This is a genomic window from Nonomuraea sp. NPDC050540 (genome assembly GCF_044457485.1).
Classification (GTDB): Bacteria; Actinomycetota; Actinomycetes; order Streptosporangiales; family Streptosporangiaceae; genus Nonomuraea.
In genome coordinates this window covers 36,107-52,494 of record NZ_JBITHA010000015.1, presented here as the reverse complement: position 1 = coordinate 52,494, position 16,388 = coordinate 36,107, and the positions used below count along the sequence as shown (strand labels likewise).

The following is a 16,388-nucleotide window of genomic DNA, read 5'->3' as shown; positions in this document are numbered from 1 at the left end:
TTCCTGTGACCGAGCTCGAACGTGTTCCGCCCGGCGTCGACCCCACCGTCCCCAGCTCCGCCCGGGTCTACGACTACCTGCTCGGTGGCAAGGACAACCTCGCGGTGGATCGAGCGGTCGCCGACAAGTTACTGGCGCTCGCGCCGGACACGAGACTCGTCGCCCGCGCCTCCAGGGCCTTCCTCGCCCGCGCCGTGCACCACATGGCCCAGCGGGGCGTACGGCAGTTCATCGACCTCGGCACCGGCATCCCGACCTCGCCCAGCGTGCACGAGGTCGCCAGGAGGACCAACCCCGCCTGCCGGGTCGTCTACGTCGACTACGACCCCGTCGTACGGCTGCACGCCGAGGTGCTGCTGGCCAGCGCCCCCGGCGTGGCCGGCATCCTGGCCGACGCCAGAGATCCCGACGCCATCTTCGCCGACCCGCACGTCAGCGGCCTCATCGACTTCGAGCAGCCGGTCGGGGTGCTGATGGTCGGGCTGCTCCACTTCGTCCTGGACGGCGAGGACCCCCACGGCATCGTCAAGCGCTTCCGCGAGCGGATGGCGCCGGGCAGCCATCTCGTGCTCACCCACGCCATGGACGAGAGCCACCCCGAGGCGAAACGGCAGCTCGGCGTCGCCACCGCCGGCTCGCCGATCCAGTCGGTGTTCCGCACGCGCGAGCAGGTGCTCGGCTTCTTCGACGGGTTCGAGCTGATCGGGCCGGGACTGGTGCCCGTGCAGGACTGGCGGATGCCGGAGGACGAGGTGCCGGCCGTACCGCTGCTGGACGGCCCACCCCACGTGCTCATCGACGCGGGAGTGGGCCGGATGGCGGGTTAGGAGTAGCGGGCGGCGCCGGTGCCGGGGACAATCTCGCCCAGAATCCACGCGGGCAGCCCGCGCGACTCCAGCAGGCGCAGTGCCGCGTCGGCCGCCTCGGGGGCGACGATCGCGGCCATGCCCACACCCAGGTTGAACGTGCGGTCCATGGCCTGCCGTTCGATCGAACCGTGCCCGGCCAGGACCTGGAAGACGGCGGGCACCGTCCACGACTCCCGCGACAGCACCGCGTCCAGCCCTGGCGGCAGGGAACGCGCGATGTTGCCCTCGATGCCGCCGCCGGTGATGTGGGAGTAGGCGCGCACCTCGACCGAGCGGGCCAGCTCCAGGCAGTCGAGGGAGTAGATGCGGGTGGGCTCCAGCAGTTCCTCGCCCAGCGGGCGGGCGAGCTCGGGCAGCTCGTCGTCCAGCGACAGCCCGGCGTTCTTCACCACGTGCCGCACGAGCGAGTAGCCGTTGGAGTGGATGCCCGACGAGGCCAGGCCCAGCACCACGTCGCCCGCGCGCACCCGGTCGGGGCCGAGCATGTCCGCGGCCTCGACCACGCCCGTGCCGGCGCCGGCCAGGTCGTACTCGTCGGCGCCCATGGCGCCGGGGTGCTCGGCGGTCTCGCCGCCGACCAGCGCGGCCCCGGCCAGGCGGCAGCCCTCGGCCACGCCGCCGACGATCTCCGCGACGCGCTCGGGCACCACCTTGCCGCAGGCGATGTAGTCGGTCATGAACAGCGGCTCGGCACCGCAGACCACGAGGTCGTCGAGGACCATGCCGACCAGGTCGATGCCGATGGTGTCGTGCTTGCCGTACTGCTGCGCGATCATGACCTTGGTGCCGACGCCGTCGGTCGACGTGGCCAGCAGCGGCCGCTTGTAGCGCAGCAGGAACGAGGCGTCGAACAACCCGGCGAAGCCGCTGGCGTCGTCGACCACCTCGGGCCGCCGCGAGCGCGCGACCTTGGCCTTCATCAGCTCGACGGCGCGCTCGCCCGCCGCGATGTCGACGCCCGCGGCCTCGTAGGTGGTCACTTGGTGCTCTCCAACACGTACTTCCCGACGTTGTCCTGGTCGATCGGGATCGGGTAGCTGCCGTCGAAGCAGGCTCGGCAGAGGCGGTCGGCGGGGATGGTCGTGGCCTCGGTCAGGCCTTCCAGGGAGATGTAGCCGAGCGAGTCGGCGCCCAGGGAGGCCCGGATCTCCTCCACCGACAGCGAGCCGGCGATCAGCTCGGCGCGGGTGGCGAAGTCGATGCCGTAGAAGCACGGCCAGGAGACCGGCGGGGAGGAGATGCGCACGTGCACCTCGCGCGCGCCCGCCTCGCGCAGCATCTTGACGATCGCGCGCTGGGTGTTGCCGCGCACGATCGAGTCGTCGACGACGACCAGCCGCTTGCCCTCCACGACCTCGCGCAGCGGGTTGAGCTTGAGCCGGATGCCGAGCTGGCGGATGGTCTGCGACGGCTCGATGAACGTGCGGCCGACGTAGGAGTTCTTGACCAGGCCCTGGCCGTAGGGGATGCCGGACTCCTCGGCGTAGCCGACGGCGGCGGGGGTGCCCGACTCGGGCGTCGGGATGACCAGGTCGGCCTCGACCGGGTGCTCGCGGGCCAGCACCCTGCCGACCTCGACGCGGGTGACCTGCACGCCGCGCCCGGCGATCGTGGTGTCGGGGCGGGCCAGGTAGACGTACTCGAACAGGCAGCCCTTCGGCTCGGCGACCGCGAACCTGCGCGAGCGCACGCCGCGCTCGTCGATGGTGAGCAGCTCGCCCGGCTCGACCTCGCGCACGAACGTGGCGCCGACGATGTCGAGCGCGGCCGTCTCCGAGGCGACGACCCAGCCCCGCTCCAGGCGGCCCAGGACCAGCGGGCGGATGCCCTGCGGGTCGCGGGCCGCGTAGAGGGTCTTCTCGTTCATGAACACCAGCGAGTAGGCGCCGAGCACCTGCGGGAGCAGTTCCGCGGCGGCGTCCTCGATGGAGCGGCTGCGGTCCTGCGCGAGCAGGGTGGTGAGCACCTCGGTGTCGGTGGTGGCCCTGGTGGTGCCCGGCTCCAGGCGCTGGGCCAGGACCGGGGTGTTGATCAGGTTGCCGTTGTGGGCGAGTGCGAGCCCGCCCTGGTCGGTGGAGCTCAGCGTCGGCTGAGCGTTCTCCCAGACGCTGGAACCGGTGGTGGAGTAGCGGCAGTGGCCGATGGCCAGGTGACCGCGCAGGGTTCCGAGCACCGACTCGTCGAAGACTTGGGCGACGAGCCCCATGTCCTTGTAGACGAGGATCCTGCTGCCCTCGCTGACCGCGATGCCCGCGGACTCCTGGCCGCGGTGCTGCAACGCGTACAGCCCGTAGTAGGTGAGTTTGGATACTTCCTCGCCTGGGGCCCACACGCCGAAGACACCGCAGGCATCCTTGGGAGCACGGTCTTGGGGGTCCAGGTCATGGCCGAGTCGGCCGTCGCCCTTCAGCACGTACCTCAGTTTAGGTCGGCCACTTCCGTGCTCGCACACCCGGGTGCGAGATCAGGTGATATGGGCGGATCGTGCCGCGTTCGACCCTTCTCGGATGATCTCGCCGGTGAGGTTGTGGTTGGCCGCGGAACCGAGGAAGAGCAGGAGCGCCGCCACGTCGTCCGCGGTGGACAACCTCTTGCTGGGTGTACGGCCGGCCACCGCGTCGAACACCTGCCCGGGGATCGGACTGCTGTCCGTCCTGGTCAGGCCGACAGCTGCCACGTTCACCAGGACGCCGTCCATGCCCGCCTGCCAGGCCAGCGTGCGGGCCAGGCCGTGCAGGGCCATCTTGGCGGTGCCGTACGGGCCGGCGCCGGGCGTGCCCTCCTCGGCGATCCCGGAGGAGACCAGAACGACCCGTCCGAAACCCCGCTCCCGCATCGCGGGCACCACGGACTGCGCGAGCACCACGTTGCCGAGCACGTTGGCATGGAGCATCTCGCTCCAGTGCTCGATCGGAATCTCCTCGAACCTCTCGGTCCTGGGCGCGTCCCCGCCCCACATGACCGCGTTGGCGATCACCGAGTCGAACGGCCCCGCCGCGGCGACCGCCGCCCGGACGCTCCCGTGCTCACCCAGATCCAGATGGACGGCCGCGGCCGTCCCGCCGGCCTGCTCGATCTCCTTCACGACCCGCTCGGCACGGTCGGGGCCGGACTTGTAGGTCAGCGTGACACGGTGCCCGGCGCGGCCGAACGCGCGGGCGGTGGCGGCGCCGATGCCGGAAGAGCCGCCGGTGACGAGAACATGCATGTGAACTCCATTCCTTGCTATTAGCCAACTAATTAGTCGGCTAATCGCAAGGATGCAAGGGAGTTTCGCCCTCGGCGGAAGGGCAGGCCCACAACTGGCCGACCAACCGCACCATCGTCGCCCGGTCCTCCGGGGCGAGCTGGGCCAGCACCTCGCGGTCGTTGCGCTCCCAGATCTCCTCCACCGGCCCCTGCAGCGCCTTGCCCGCCTCCGTCAGATGGACGTGGCTCAGCCGGGGCCGCTTCGAGTCCGGCGTGCGGCGCACGAACCCCGCCCGCTCCAGGCGCTGGATCGTCTTCGTCACCGTGGGCGGCTCCACGCCCAGCCGGGCGATCAGCTCGCTCTGCGACAGCCCGTCCTCGCGCCACAACTGGTTGAGCAGCATCTCCTGGCCCACGTGCAGGCCCAGCTCGGTCAGTTCCGCCGCCACCCGGTAGCGGTGCACCTTGGTGATCTTGATGAGCGCGTAGGTGAGGGTCTCGTCGAGCATGCCTTCATCTTGCCCGCCGCCAGCGGTTTTGGCGCAACATGAGGCAACCGTGGGCGGACTCTTACCGTGTCGCGCGGTTGCGGGGACAGGGCGCGCGCGAAGGTGGGGTATCCGGCTATGACGACCCCGTCGGGAGACGCAGACGTGACCACACCTGGGGACCCGGACGAGCCGCGCCCACCTGCGCACGGCCGTCCCGCACCAGACGCGCCAGACCAGCCGTCGCCGCCGCCCGCACCACCACCCGCACCGCCCACGCCGCCGCCCTCGCAGCCGCGCGCGGCCGGGCCGGACGACGACCTGCCCGAGCCGCCCGACTCCGAAGAGCCGCCCGCCTCGTGGTGGGTGGAGGAGACGGTGCCGGGCGAGGACGAGACCGGCGCGGCCGGGCAGGGCGACGGCGGACGGGAAGAGCGCGGGGCGGGGGAGCCCGAGGCGTGGGGAGGTGCGGCGGCGGAGGAGCCGATCACACCGGTTCCGCCCGTGGTGCCGCCGACCGCGCCGCCGCCACCCGCGCCGGAGCCGTCCCCGTGGAACGAGCCGGACGTGCCCGCGCCGCAGGACACCGAGCGCACCACCGCGTACGAGATCCCGGAGTGGGCGCGCGACGACACGCCTCCGGCCGGGACGCCCGAGCCCACCCGGTCCTGGGACGCGCCGGAGCCGCAGGGTTCCGAGCAGCCGGGCGCGGGGGAGACGCAGGCGTACCAGGTCCCGGGTTCCACGCCGTCCTACCCGGGCTGGGAGAGTTCCTCGCCGGCGTCGAGCTGGGAGGGTCCGGGCGGCTCGTCGTCATCGGGCCCGCAGCCGTCGCGCTACGACCCGCCCACGCCGCCGGAACGCCCGACGTTCGCTCCGGCCGGCCCTTACGAGGGCGGACCCAAGGAGTACGGCAGCGGCGCCACCTACGGCGAGCCCGCCGAAGGCGGCACCCCGGGCGGCGGAACACCCGGCGGTCCAGGCGCGGCAGGTGCGGCGGGCGCGGCGGGTGCCGCCGCCGCGGGTGCGGCGGCAGGCGCGGCCTTCGGCGCCGCGGCTCCAGGCGGCCAGAGCGGTCAAGGTGGCCAAGGTGGCCAAGGCGGCCAAGGTCAAGGCGGCCAAAGCGGTCAGGGCGGTCAGGGGCAAGGCGCCAGCGGTCAAGGCACCGGTGGCCAGGGTGCGGGCGGGCAAGGAGCGGGTGCGGGGGAGGTGCCCTATGGGGCGGGACCGCCTCGGGATCCCTATGCGGCCGCTGCCCAGAGCCCGGCGGAAGGCCCGGTCCCCGGCGCCTCCCCGTACGGCGGCGCCGACCCGTCGGTCCCCGGCTCCACCCCGTCCAGCCCGTACGGCGGCGCCCCGGGCGGCCCCGCCTACCCGCCCTCGGGAGGCGGCGCCTACACCCCGCCCACCGGCGGCCCCGGGCCGTACCAGCCGGACTGGCAGCCCAAGAAGCCCGGCAACGGCCTGGCGGTGGCGTCGCTGGTGCTGGGTGTGGCGAGCGTGTTCCTGCTGCTGGTGTGCTTCACCGGCGTGCTCACCGCGATCATCGCGATCGTGCTGGGCGCGGTCGCGCTGTCCAAGGGCGGCGGCAAGGGCATGTCCTGGACCGGCATCGGCCTGGGCATCGCGACGCTGGTCCTGGCGGTGTGCGGGTTCTTCGCGATCCGCGCCTACTTCTCGGAGTGCGCCAACCTGCCGCCGCAGCTCAGCGAGCGCTGCGTGCAGAGCAAGCTCCCGTGGGGCACCCCCTGACGTCAGAGGGGGAGGAATTCGGATAGGTCGGCACGGGCGCCGCTCGCTGAGACGGCGCCCTTCGCCATTGCCTCGTCCCACCCGATCCGGCCGAGCGCCAGGTCGATCCACGTGCGCGCGTCGGTCTCGACCACGTTGGGCGGGGTCCCCCGGGTGTGCCTGGGTCCTTCGATCGCCTGCACGGCGGCGTGCGGCGGCACCCTGACCTCGACGGTACGCCCCGGTGCCCCGGACGCCAGCCGTTCCAGCAGATACCGCACGGCCAGCCGCTCGGCGGCCCGCTCGGGAGCGGCGCCCCGGTCGTAGGCGGTCACCACGGCCCCGACCAACGTGTCGGCGAGACCGGCCGCCGGGCCGTCGTATTCCGGCTGGTCGTTGGCGATCAGCTGCGCGTCGAGCGCGGCCCTCAGCTTGTCGGGGTCGATCTTCCTGGCTGCCATCCCCCCATTCTCCAGCCCCGACTCCCACGTACCCCCAGCCAGCGTTCATCGAGGCGGTGACCGTCGTTCACCGGCGGTTCCGAATGCGGCCGTAGCGTCCCGGCGGAACGATTGCGCACCACCTTGGAGGAACCCCGTGTTGCTGCCCCTGCTCAACGACTCGCACAAGGGCGGCCGATCGGCCCTGACGTGCATGTTCCGATGCGGCAACGCGTGCGCGCACGACGTCGCCAACCGCAGCGGCAACGCCTACTTCAGCGACATCGCCGCCGAAGCCCTGTCCCGTCGCGGCGCCCTGCGCGCGGGCGCCCTGGGCGCGCTGGTGGTCGGGGCGGGTGTGGCGGGAGCCGTACCCGCGATGGCGGATCCCGCGGAGCCGGACGGAGAGCTGTCCGCGGCCGGCCGGCACCACGGTGACCTGCGCTTCACGCCGGTGCCGCCGAACAAGGACGACGCGCTGCGCATCCCGGACGGCTACCGCTCCTCCGTCGTGGTCCGCTGGGGCGACCCGGTGCTGCCCGACGCCCCCGACTTCGACTTCGACAACCAGACGGCCGAGGCGCAGGCCAAGCAGTTCGGCTACAACTGCGACTTCGTGACGCTCTTCGAGATGGGGCGCAACCGCGGGCTGCTCTGGGTCAACCACGAGTACACCGACGAGTCGCTGATGTTCCGCGGGTACACGGCGGCGACGGCGACACCCGAGCAGATCAAGATCGCGCTGGCCGCTCACGGCGGTTCGGTCGTGGAGGTCGAGCGCGTCCGGAGCACTGGCGAGTGGAAGCTGGTGACGAGGGGCCGGCGGCGCTACAACCGGCGCGTCACCGCGCAGACCCCGATGCGCTTCACCGGTCCCGCCGCGGGCCACGACCTGCTCAAGACGGCGGCCGACCCGGCCGGCCGCAAGCCGGTCGGCATGCTGAACAACTGCGCCGGCGGCACCACCCCCTGGGGGACCGTGCTGACCGCCGAGGAGAACTTCGACCAGTACTTCGTCAACGGCGACAAGAACAACCCCAACATCGCCCGCTACACGATCCCGACGAACATCCAGGCGAGCAACCGCCGCTTCGACAAGGTCGAGGAGCGCTTCGACCTGGCCAAGCACCCGAACGAGGCCAACCGGTTCGGGTGGATCGTGGAGATCGACCCGTTCGACCCGGACTCGACGCCGCTCAAGCGCACCGCGCTCGGCCGCTTCAAGCACGAGGCCGCCACCACCTCGATCTCGCGTGACGGCCGGCTTGTGGTGTACATGGGCGACGACTCGCGCTTCGAGTACATCTACAAGTTCGTCTCGAAGAAGCGCTACATCCCGGGCTTCGACCGGCACAACCGCGGGCTGCTCGACGAGGGCACGCTGTACGTGGCCAAGTTCACCGGCGACAGCCCCAAGGAGGAGATCGACGGCTCCGGCAAGCTGCCCGCCGACGGCGCCTTCGACGGGTCCGGCGAGTGGATCGCGCTGGTGTCCGGCGACGAGTCGCACGTGCAGGGGATGAGCGCGGCCGAGGTGCTGATCTACACGCGTACCGCCGCCGACAAGGTGGGCGCGACCAAGATGGACCGGCCTGAGGACATGGAGCGCAATCCGGTCACCGGCGCGGTCTACGTGGCGCTGACCAACAACACCGCCCGTACCCCCGCCCAGGTGGACGAGGCCAACCCGCGCCCGTCGAACAAGCACGGCCACGTGCTGGAGATCGTCGAGGGCCGCGGCAACGGCTTCGCCTGGTCGCTTCCGCTGGTCTGCGGCGACCCGAACGACGCCTCGACCTACTTCGCCGGATACGACAAGACGAAGGTCTCGCCGATCTCCTGCCCGGACAACCTGGCCTTCGACCGCGACGGCAACCTGTGGATCTCCACGGACGGCAACGCGCTGGGCGCCAACGACGGCCTGTTCGTCACGCCGATGCGCGGCCGTGAACGCGGGCACGTCCGCCAGTTCCTCACGGTGCCGGTGGGCGCCGAGACCTGCGGCCCGATGGTCACCGACGACCAGCGCAGCGTCTTCGTCGCGGTCCAGCACCCGGGCGAGATCGACGGCGCCACTCCGGACAACCCCGCCAGCCGCTGGCCCGACGGCGAGCAGCCCCGCCCGTCGGTCGCCGTCGTCTGGCACGGCCAGGGCCGCAAGATCGGCTCCTGAAAAACGGCTTGACCTCAAGTTTGGTTGAGCTCGTACGGTCTACCCATGAGCATGGAGATGACCGCCTGGCACCAGCTGTACTCGATGAACAACAACCAGCAGGACCGAAGACGCCTGTCCAAGGACACGCTGAAACGGATCGCCGGTTTCGCTCGCCCTCACCGCCGCAGGATCGCCGTGTACCTGGTGCTCAGCGTGGTGATGGCGGGCCTGGCCGTCCTGGCCCCCGTCCTGGCGGGCCGGGTGGTGGACGCCATCGTCAAGGCGCAGCCCCTGAGCGTGGTGATCTGGCTGGCCGTGCTCATCGCCGGCCTGGCGCTGGCCGAGGCCGCGCTCGGCCTGGTCAGCCGCTGGCTTTCCTCCGGGCTGGGCGAGGGGCTGATCCTCGACCTGCGCACCGCGGTGTTCGACCACGTCCAGCGTATGCCGATCGCCTTCTTCACCAGGACGCGCACCGGCGCTCTGGTGAGCCGGCTGAACAACGACGTCATCGGCGCCCAGCGCGCCTTCACCGACACGCTCTCCAGCGTCGCCGGCAACGTGGTCACGCTCGTGCTCACCCTCACGGTCATGATCGGCATCTCCTGGCAGATCACGCTGCTGGCGCTGCTCCTGCTGCCGGTCTTCGTGCTGCCCGCCCGCCGGATGGGCCTCAGGATCGCCGATCAGCGCCGCGAGGCCGCCGACCACAACGCGGCCATGAGCACCCAGATGACCGAGCGGTTCTCGGCGCCCGGCGCGACGCTGGTGAAGTTGTTCGGGCGGCCGGCCAGGGAGTCGGCGGAGTTCTCCGCCAGGGCCAGGCGGGTGCGCGACATCGGGGTGCGCACCGCGATGACCCAGTACTTCTTCGTCACCGCCCTCACCCTCGTCTCCGCCCTCGCCCTGGCGCTCGTCTACGGCCTCGGCGGCTTCTACGCCCTGAGCGGCAGTCTCGACCCCGGCTCGGTGGTGGCTCTGGCGCTGCTGCTGACCCGCCTGTACGCGCCGCTGACCAGCCTGGCCAGCGCCCGCGTGGACGTCATGAGCGCCCTGGTCAGCTTCGAGCGGGTCTTCGAGGTGCTCGACCTGGAGCCGCTGATCAAGGACAGGCCGGGGGCGCGGGCCGTACCTGATGGGCCGGTGACCGTGGAGTTCGACGACGTGCGCTTCGCCTACCCCTCGGCCGACAAGGTCTCCCTCGCCTCGCTGGAGGAGGTCGCGACCCTCGACTCCCGCGGCGGCGAGCGGGTGCTGCACGGCATCTCCTTCACCGCCGAGCCCGGCCAGATGATCGCCCTGGTGGGCTCCTCGGGCGCGGGCAAGTCGACGATCGCGCAGCTCCTGCCGCGCCTCTACGACGTCGACGAAGGCACGGTACGGCTCGGCGGCGTCGACGTACGCGACCTGAGCGCCGACTCCATCCGCGAGACCCTCGGCATGGTCACCCAGGACGGCCACCTCTTCCACGACTCCATCCGCGGCAACCTGCTCTTCGCCCGCCCGGACGCCACCGAGGAGGAGATCTGGGACGCCCTGCGCCGGGCCCGCCTGTCCACCCTCATCGAGTCGCTGCCGGACAAGCTGGACACCGTGGTCGGCGAACGCGGCTACCGCCTGTCCGGCGGCGAGCGCCAGCGCCTGACCATCGCCCGCCTGCTGCTGGCCAAGCCGCAGGTGGTGATCCTGGACGAGGCCACCGCCGCGCTCGACTCCACGAGCGAGGCGGCCGTGCAGGCGGCGCTGGCCGAGGCGCTCGACGGCCGGACCGCCGTGGTGATCGCGCACCGCCTGTCCACGATCCGCGCCGCCGACCAGATCCTGGTGATCGAGGACGGCCGGGTGGCCGAGCGCGGAACCCACGAGGAACTGCTGGCCGCGGGCGGCCGCTACGAGGAGCTTTACCGCACTCAGTTCGCCGACCCGGCCATCTCCACCGCGGCGTGATCGGGCGTACGAGGCCGGCGCCGCATGGCCGACAGGCTCACCGGCACCCCGACGAGCACGATGACCGCCGCGATCACCAGCGTGAACTGGTAGGCGTCGAGGAAGGCGGGCAGCGGGGCCAGGCCGCTGCCGCTCTGCCGGGAGGTCAGGATCGCGCCGAGCACGGTGATCCCGAGCAGCCCGAAGACCTCCCGGGAGACGTTCAGCACGCCGGAGGCGACGCCCGAGCGTCCCTCCGGCAGCGCGTCGAGGACGGCGGTGGTCAGCGGAACCAGCATGCCGCCGCCGAGCCCATAGACCAGGAACCAGGGCAGCACGTCGAGGTAGCGGCCGTCGGCCCCCACCCCGGAGAGCATGAAGATGGCCACCGCCATCAGCACGAGGCCGAGCGCCACGGTGGGGCCGATGCCGATGAGCCGGGCCAGCCGCTGTGACAGGAGGGCGACGACGGCCATGACCAGCGCCATCGGCACGAACGCCGCGCCCGCCTCGGTGGGGGAGAACCCGAGCACGTTCTGCAGCCACAGCGCGCTGAAGAAGTAGATGCCGAACACGCCGAACGACCAGACGCCCATGCTCAGGATGCCGCCGCTGAAGACCCGGTCGCGAAACAGCGACACGTCGATCATCGGCTCGGCCGAGCGGGACTCCACGAGCACGAAGAACACGGCGCCGGCCAGGGCGACGGCGAAGGCGGCCAGGATCAGAGGCGAGGTCCAGCCGGCCGACGAACCTTCGATGAGCGCGAAGGTCAGGGCGAACAGGGCGATCGTGGAGGCGGCCAGGCCGGGCAGGTCGAGGCTGTGCCGTACCGGCTGGAAGGCGGGGCGCACCGCCCACCAGGCCAGCCAGAACGTGGCGACGCCGAGCGGCACGTTGATCAGGTAGATCCAGCCCCAGTGCAGGTGCTCGCTGATGAAGCCGCCGGTGACCGGGCCGAGCGCCATCGAGAGGGCGCCGGCCGAGCTCCAGATGCCGACGGCCCTGCCGCGTTCGGCGGGGTCGCGGAAGATCTGCGACAGCAGCGCCAACGAGGTCGGCGTGAGCAGCGCGGCCCCGACGCCCTGGGCGGCGCGGGCGGCGATCAGCGTGCCGCCGGACTCCGACAGGCCCGCCGCCAGGGACGAGAGCGTGAAGAGCGACAGTCCGACGAGGAAGATCCGCCGCGCGCCGAACAGGTCGGCCAGCCTCCCGCCGACCAGCATGAGTCCGGCGAAGACCAGGATGTACGCGGTCGTGATCCACTCCAGCCCGGAGATCGTGAGACCGAGCTCCCGCTGGATCGTCGGCAGCGCCGTGTTCTGGATGTTGTTGTCCAGGTAGGTCATCGTCGTCCCGAGCGTCACAGCGCCCAGGGCCCACCATCTGCGCATGATCCTTCCTTCCTGTACGCCGTACTTGTACGACGTACAGGAGACCTTGTACGGCGTATAGTTGTCAACCGTGATGGGAAAACTGAGCGCCGAGGCGATCGTCGAACGCGCCCTGGAGATCGGCGACGACGAAGGACTCGACGCGGTCACGATCCGGCGGCTGGCCACCGACCTGGGTGTCACGCCGATGGCGCTCTACTGGCACTTCAAGAACAAGGAACTGCTGCTCATCGGCATGGCCGACCACCTGATCGCCGGGTTCCACGTCGGCCACGACGACGGGCGGCCCTGGCTCGACCAACTGCGCGACCTCGTGGAGGGCCTGATCGGGACGCTGCGCCGGCACCCGTGCGCCAAGAACGTGCTGGAGCAGACCGACCAGACCCGGGTGCCGCGGTTCCTGGCCGTCTGGGACCTGGCGCTCGGCCTGGCCCGCGAGGGCGGGTTCGGCGTGGAGGAGAGCTGCCTGATCACCAAGTACATCCTGCAGAGCGCCATCGCCATCGCCGACGCCCCGGTGCACTTCCGCGCCGCCTGCACCCCCGAGGAGGCGAGCGAGATGCTCAGGGTCAAGCGGGTGGGCCTGGAGTCGCTGCCCGCCGACCGCTACCCGAACATCGTGGCGATGGCCGCGCCCATGGTCGGCGACCTGGACCCCGGCTTCTACGACTCCTTCGGCGTCGAACTGATCCTCAGCGGCATCGCCGCCCTGGCAGGATCACGGTCATGACCTTCGAGCTGATCTGCGAGATCGAACCGCCCACCAAGCCCGACCTGAAGCACGTCAGGCACCAGATCGGCACGCTGAGCAAGATCGCGCACTCCTTCCTCATCCCCGACAACCACATCGGCCGCGCCACGGTCTCCTCGGTCGCGGTGGCGCACGAGGTGGAGGCCATGGGCGGGCGCAGCATCGCCTGCCTGAACTCCCGCGACCGCAACCTGCTCGGCTTCCGCCGCGACCTGCTGACGGCCGCCGCGTACGGGGTCGACCAGTTTCTGTTCGTCTTCGGCGACAAACCGACGAGCGGCAACCGCACCAGCGACCTGACGGTCCGCTCGATGATCGACGAGGCCAGGGCGTTCTCCCCAGACTTCAAGGTCGGCGCGGCGGCGGGTCACCGCCCGCTGCCCGCGTGGAAGCGCGCGGCCGACTTCCTGTTCGTCCAGGTCAGCTTCGACCTGGACACGCTGCTGCGCTGGCGCGAGGCCAACCCCGTCGACGTGCCCGTCTACGCCGGCGTCATGGTCCTGGCCAGCGAGTCGCACGCCCGCCGCCTGGCCGGCGCCATCCCCGACATCGCGATCCCGGAGTCGATGTTCACCGCCCTGGCCGCCGACCGCATGGCCGGCGTCGAGGCGGCCTGCGAACACGTGCTGGCCATCCGCGACTCCGGCGCGTACGACGGCGTCCACCTCATCCCGGTCGCCCGCTACCGCGACGTCGAGTCCCGCCTGTCCGCCGAACTCAGATGAGCCCGAGCTTCAGCATGATCGCGCGATCAAGGTCCGCGATCTCCTGCGACTCCAGCCCGCCTTTGAAGGCGCCGAGCCGTGCCGGATCCACCGAGTAGATCTGGTCGGTCAGGATGCGGGTCTTGACGCCGTCAAACTCGATCTCCGGCCGGTAGATGGCAGGTCCGGCACGCGTCGAGGTCAGTGCGATGGTGACGGTACTGGTCGCGAACCTGTCGGATTGGATCACGACCCCGTAGCGCTCGCCCTGCTGCTCGTGGCCGCGGGCTCCAGCGGGAGGTTTTACCTCCCGGATCGCGCCGCGGAAGATCACTCCGTGACTCCCATGAACCGTTGGATCGCCAGCATCTCAGCCTGGTCGTCGGGGTCGTTCCGCAGTCGCTCGGCATCCTCGCCGGCCTGTTCGAGCAGGAGTTCCCTGTACGTTCGCAGGATCGCGTAGCGAACGGCCTCCGACCGGCTGCGATGGTCGCCGGCGAGTGCGCGGAGCGCGGTTTCCATGGCTTCGTCGGTCCGCACGTTGAGAGTGCCCATGCCGCCGATTGTAACACGTTTTGTGTTACGGCCTGGGGTCGCGTGCGAGGACGGCCAGGAGGGTGCCGAGGAGGGCGACGGCGAACAGGACGGTGTAGGCGCGCTGGAAGCCGGTCATGAGCTGGTCCACGGCCACGGGTGACAGCTTGGACAGCGTGGCCGCGTACACCTGGTCGCGCAGTTCCGGGCCCACCGAGCTGGTGATCAGGCTCAGCGACATGCCCACGCTCAGCACCACCCCCACGTTCATGATCATGATGCGGAAGCCGTTCACCACCCCCAGGCTGCCGGCGGGCAGCGCGGACATCACCTGCGTGGTGTTGCCGGTCAGGAACGTCCCGCTCCCGCACCCGGCCAGGAAGAGCCCCACCCCGATGATCCAGTACGGCGTCGCCGGATCCGCCGTCAGCATCAGCGTCCCGAGACCCAGGGCGCTGAACACCGACCCCCCGATCGATAGCGCGTGCGGCGACAGGCGGCGTCCGAGCGCCCCGGCGACGGGCGAGGCGAGCGCCATGCCCACGGGCACCGGCAGGACGCTGAGACCGGCGGTGAAGGCGTCCAGGCCCCTGGCGGACTGGAAGTACAGGGCGACCACCAGGATCAGCGCCGAGCGGGCCAGAGCGTTGCAGAACGAGGCCAGGTTCGCGCAGGCCAGCATCCGCCCGGCGAACAACCCCATGTTGAGCACCGGGTGCGAGGCCCGCCGTTCCACGACCACGATCAGCGGGGCCAGCACCAGGAAGACGGCGGCGCCGGTGAGCACGACGGGGCTGGACAGGCCACGGGAACCGGCCTCGGACAACGCCAGCAGTACCGCGGACAAAGCGGCGAACACCAGCACGTTGCCCAGCGCGTCCACCGGCTCGCGCGGCCCGCGCGGCATTTTGCGCAGCGTCACCGCACCCCACGCCAGCGCGATCACCCCGGCGGGCACGTTCACCCAGAAGATCCACTGCCAGCCCGCGGTGTCGGCGATGAGGCCGCCCAGCGTGGGGCCGGCGAGCTGGGCGACGGAGAGGGTGCCGATGTAGACGCCCATGCCCTGGCTGAGCCGGTCGGGCGGGAAGGCGTCGGTGATGATGACGGTCCCGTTGGCCAGGATCATGGCGGCGCCGACGGCCTGGACGACCCGCATCGCCACCAGGAACCACACGTTCGGCGAGAACCCGGCCAGCAGCGAGGCCACCGTGAACAGCGCGAACCCGGCCAGATAGATCTCCCGTCGCCCGAGCAGGTCGGCGACCCGGCCGAAGAAGACCAGGCTGGCGGTGTTGACCAGCAGGAACGCCAGCAGGATCCAGCCCGACTCGAACGGTCCCGCCCGGAAGTGCCGGACGACCGCGGGCAGCGCCACGTTGAGCGTGCTCCCGGCGATGCCGATCAGGACAAGCCCGAGACTGGTGACCGACACCACCTTCCAGGCATACCGGAGGCGGCTGGCGTAATCGGGGGAGACCGCGACCATGCCCCCCACTATGACGTACGACGTACGTCCGCTTTCACCTGGCCCGCTTGCGCAGCCCCTCCAGGTCGTGGATGATCACCCGCCGCCGCCCGGTCTCGATCAGCCCGCGGTCACGCAGCGAACGCAGCGCCTTGCTGACCGCCTCCCGCGAGGCGCCGGTCCAGCCGGCCAGTTCGTCCTGGGACAGGGGCAGCGCCACGCGTACCCCGCTGTTGGTCTTCTCTCCGTAGCGCTCGGCCAGCTCGATCAGCCGGGTCGCCACCCGCCCCGTCGTGTCGAACGCGCCGTACTCGATGCGCTTGCGGTCGGCGTCGCGCAGCTTCTCGGTGACCGACTGCATGAGCAGCACCGCCACCCGCCCGTGCTCGCGCAGGTAGGCGGGGAAGTCCCGCACCACGATGCCCTCGATCGGCTCCAGCGCCGTCACCGTGGCCGAGCGCGGCCAGCCGTCGATCGACGACATCTCGCCGATCAGCGCGCCCGGCCCGCGGATGGCCAGCACGACCTCGGTGCCGCTGCTGGTGTGCGATGAGCACTTGACCCGGCCCTCGGTCAGCACCAGCACCCAGTCGGAGGTGTCGCCTTCGGTCATGACGGTCGTGCCGCGTTCCCACCGGCGCGGCCGGCCCGCCGCGCGCAGCGCGGCGATCTCTTCCGGGGTGAGCAAGGAGGTGAACTCGCCAGGCTCTGGGTTCATGCCGCGATTATGACTGTACGGCCG

The 16,388-nt window shown here is 71.1% G+C and carries 16 protein-coding genes; 6 read left to right on the top strand and 10 right to left on the bottom strand.

Going from position 1 to position 16,388, the window contains the following annotated elements; all coding sequences use genetic code 11:
* Nucleotides 1-5: 5 nt before the first annotated feature.
* Nucleotides 6-827 carry an SAM-dependent methyltransferase gene (locus tag ACIBI5_RS38905; protein ID WP_397254353.1) on the top strand — a complete coding sequence of 274 codons (822 nt, stop codon included), beginning with the start codon at nt 6-8 and terminating at the stop codon, nt 825-827.
* Here ACIBI5_RS38905 and purM read toward each other — a convergent pair.
* From purM to ACIBI5_RS38885, 4 genes are read right to left on the bottom strand one after another with little or no spacing between them, the layout of a single operon-like run.
* A complete protein-coding gene (purM, locus tag ACIBI5_RS38900; protein ID WP_397254351.1) occupies nt 824-1,849 on the bottom strand; it encodes a phosphoribosylformylglycinamidine cyclo-ligase in 1,026 nt (341 codons plus the stop codon). The two genes, ACIBI5_RS38905 and purM, sit on opposite strands and share 4 nt — an antisense overlap.
* Nucleotides 1,846-3,282 (bottom strand): amidophosphoribosyltransferase, encoded by a 1,437-nt coding sequence (purF, locus tag ACIBI5_RS38895; protein WP_379614022.1) that lies wholly within the window; start codon nt 3,280-3,282, stop codon nt 1,846-1,848. The genes purM and purF overlap by 4 nt, the downstream gene beginning before the upstream one ends.
* A 51-nt stretch (nt 3,283-3,333) precedes the next feature.
* Nucleotides 3,334-4,077 (bottom strand): SDR family NAD(P)-dependent oxidoreductase, encoded by a 744-nt coding sequence (locus ACIBI5_RS38890; RefSeq protein WP_397254348.1) that lies wholly within the window; start codon nt 4,075-4,077, stop codon nt 3,334-3,336.
* Between the two features lie 40 nt (nt 4,078-4,117).
* Nucleotides 4,118-4,567 carry a MarR family winged helix-turn-helix transcriptional regulator gene (locus ACIBI5_RS38885; RefSeq protein WP_397254347.1) on the bottom strand — a complete coding sequence of 150 codons (450 nt, stop codon included), beginning with the start codon at nt 4,565-4,567 and terminating at the stop codon, nt 4,118-4,120.
* Nucleotides 4,568-4,711: 144 nt separating this feature from the next.
* Here ACIBI5_RS38885 and ACIBI5_RS38880 point away from each other — a divergent pair, with 144 nt between their 5' ends.
* Entirely contained in the window at nt 4,712-6,298 is a 1,587-nt protein-coding gene (locus tag ACIBI5_RS38880; protein ID WP_397254345.1) for a hypothetical protein, read from the top strand.
* A gap of 2 nt (nt 6,299-6,300) precedes the next feature.
* On the opposite strand, the gene ACIBI5_RS38875 is transcribed toward ACIBI5_RS38880, so the two are convergent.
* Nucleotides 6,301-6,738 (bottom strand): sterol carrier family protein, encoded by a 438-nt coding sequence (locus ACIBI5_RS38875; protein WP_397254344.1) that lies wholly within the window; start codon nt 6,736-6,738, stop codon nt 6,301-6,303.
* 193 nt (nt 6,739-6,931) lie between these two features.
* On the opposite strand from ACIBI5_RS38875, the gene ACIBI5_RS38870 reads away from it, so the two are divergent.
* A complete protein-coding gene (locus tag ACIBI5_RS38870; protein ID WP_397254817.1) occupies nt 6,932-8,890 on the top strand; it encodes a PhoX family protein in 1,959 nt (652 codons plus the stop codon).
* A 45-nt stretch (nt 8,891-8,935) separates the two neighbouring features.
* Nucleotides 8,936-10,816 carry an ABC transporter ATP-binding protein gene (locus ACIBI5_RS38865; RefSeq protein ID WP_397254343.1) on the top strand — a complete coding sequence of 627 codons (1,881 nt, stop codon included), beginning with the start codon at nt 8,936-8,938 and terminating at the stop codon, nt 10,814-10,816.
* Here the strand turns inward: ACIBI5_RS38865 and ACIBI5_RS38860 are convergent.
* Nucleotides 10,780-12,189, bottom strand: a complete 1,410-nt coding sequence (locus ACIBI5_RS38860; protein ID WP_397254341.1) for an MFS transporter — start codon at nt 12,187-12,189, stop codon at nt 10,780-10,782. The genes ACIBI5_RS38865 and ACIBI5_RS38860 overlap by 37 nt on opposite strands.
* Nucleotides 12,190-12,262: 73 nt before the next feature.
* Between ACIBI5_RS38860 and ACIBI5_RS38855 the strand changes: the two genes are divergently transcribed.
* Nucleotides 12,263-12,919, top strand: coding sequence for a TetR/AcrR family transcriptional regulator (locus ACIBI5_RS38855; RefSeq protein WP_397254815.1), 657 nt, complete (start codon nt 12,263-12,265; stop codon nt 12,917-12,919).
* Nucleotides 12,916-13,665, top strand: coding sequence for a methylenetetrahydrofolate reductase (locus tag ACIBI5_RS38850; RefSeq protein WP_397254339.1), 750 nt, complete (start codon nt 12,916-12,918; stop codon nt 13,663-13,665). The genes ACIBI5_RS38855 and ACIBI5_RS38850 overlap by 4 nt, the downstream gene beginning before the upstream one ends.
* On the opposite strand, the gene ACIBI5_RS38845 is transcribed toward ACIBI5_RS38850, so the two are convergent.
* From ACIBI5_RS38845 to ACIBI5_RS38830, 4 genes are read right to left on the bottom strand one after another with little or no spacing between them, the layout of a single operon-like run.
* Nucleotides 13,658-13,978, bottom strand: coding sequence for a type II toxin-antitoxin system PemK/MazF family toxin (locus ACIBI5_RS38845; RefSeq protein ID WP_397254337.1), 321 nt, complete (start codon nt 13,976-13,978; stop codon nt 13,658-13,660). The genes ACIBI5_RS38850 and ACIBI5_RS38845 overlap by 8 nt on opposite strands.
* On the bottom strand, nt 13,975-14,199 hold the full coding sequence (locus ACIBI5_RS38840) for a hypothetical protein (protein ID WP_397254336.1): 225 nt from the start codon (nt 14,197-14,199) through the stop codon (nt 13,975-13,977). Before ACIBI5_RS38840 ends, ACIBI5_RS38845 begins: the two co-directional genes overlap by 4 nt.
* Nucleotides 14,200-14,224: 25 nt before the next feature.
* Nucleotides 14,225-15,667: an MFS transporter gene (locus ACIBI5_RS38835; RefSeq protein WP_397254334.1), complete on the bottom strand. Its 1,443-nt coding sequence runs from the start codon at nt 15,665-15,667 to the stop codon at nt 14,225-14,227.
* A 34-nt stretch (nt 15,668-15,701) separates the two neighbouring features.
* Nucleotides 15,702-16,364 carry a Crp/Fnr family transcriptional regulator gene (locus tag ACIBI5_RS38830; RefSeq protein ID WP_397254332.1) on the bottom strand — a complete coding sequence of 221 codons (663 nt, stop codon included), beginning with the start codon at nt 16,362-16,364 and terminating at the stop codon, nt 15,702-15,704.
* Between the last annotated feature and the right edge of the window lie 24 nt (nt 16,365-16,388).

Bases quoted from the DNA above. Each gene is read 5' to 3' on its own strand.
- ACIBI5_RS38860 (WP_397254341.1), bottom strand. From the start codon at position 12,189: ATGCGCAGATGGTGGGCCCTGGGCGCTGTGACGCTCGGGACGACGATG.
- ACIBI5_RS38885 (WP_397254347.1), bottom strand. From the start codon at position 4,567: ATGCTCGACGAGACCCTCACCTACGCGCTCATCAAGATCACCAAGGTG.
- ACIBI5_RS38875 (WP_397254344.1), bottom strand. From the start codon at position 6,738: ATGGCAGCCAGGAAGATCGACCCCGACAAGCTGAGGGCCGCGCTCGAC.
- ACIBI5_RS38835 (WP_397254334.1), bottom strand. From the start codon at position 15,667: ATGGTCGCGGTCTCCCCCGATTACGCCAGCCGCCTCCGGTATGCCTGG.
- ACIBI5_RS38855 (WP_397254815.1), top strand. From the start codon at position 12,263: ATGGGAAAACTGAGCGCCGAGGCGATCGTCGAACGCGCCCTGGAGATC.
- ACIBI5_RS38830 (WP_397254332.1), bottom strand. From the start codon at position 16,364: ATGAACCCAGAGCCTGGCGAGTTCACCTCCTTGCTCACCCCGGAAGAG.
- ACIBI5_RS38840 (WP_397254336.1), bottom strand. From the start codon at position 14,199: ATGGGCACTCTCAACGTGCGGACCGACGAAGCCATGGAAACCGCGCTC.
- ACIBI5_RS38850 (WP_397254339.1), top strand. From the start codon at position 12,916: ATGACCTTCGAGCTGATCTGCGAGATCGAACCGCCCACCAAGCCCGAC.
- ACIBI5_RS38865 (WP_397254343.1), top strand. From the start codon at position 8,936: ATGAGCATGGAGATGACCGCCTGGCACCAGCTGTACTCGATGAACAAC.
- ACIBI5_RS38870 (WP_397254817.1), top strand. From the start codon at position 6,932: ATGTTCCGATGCGGCAACGCGTGCGCGCACGACGTCGCCAACCGCAGC.
- ACIBI5_RS38890 (WP_397254348.1), bottom strand. From the start codon at position 4,077: ATGCATGTTCTCGTCACCGGCGGCTCTTCCGGCATCGGCGCCGCCACC.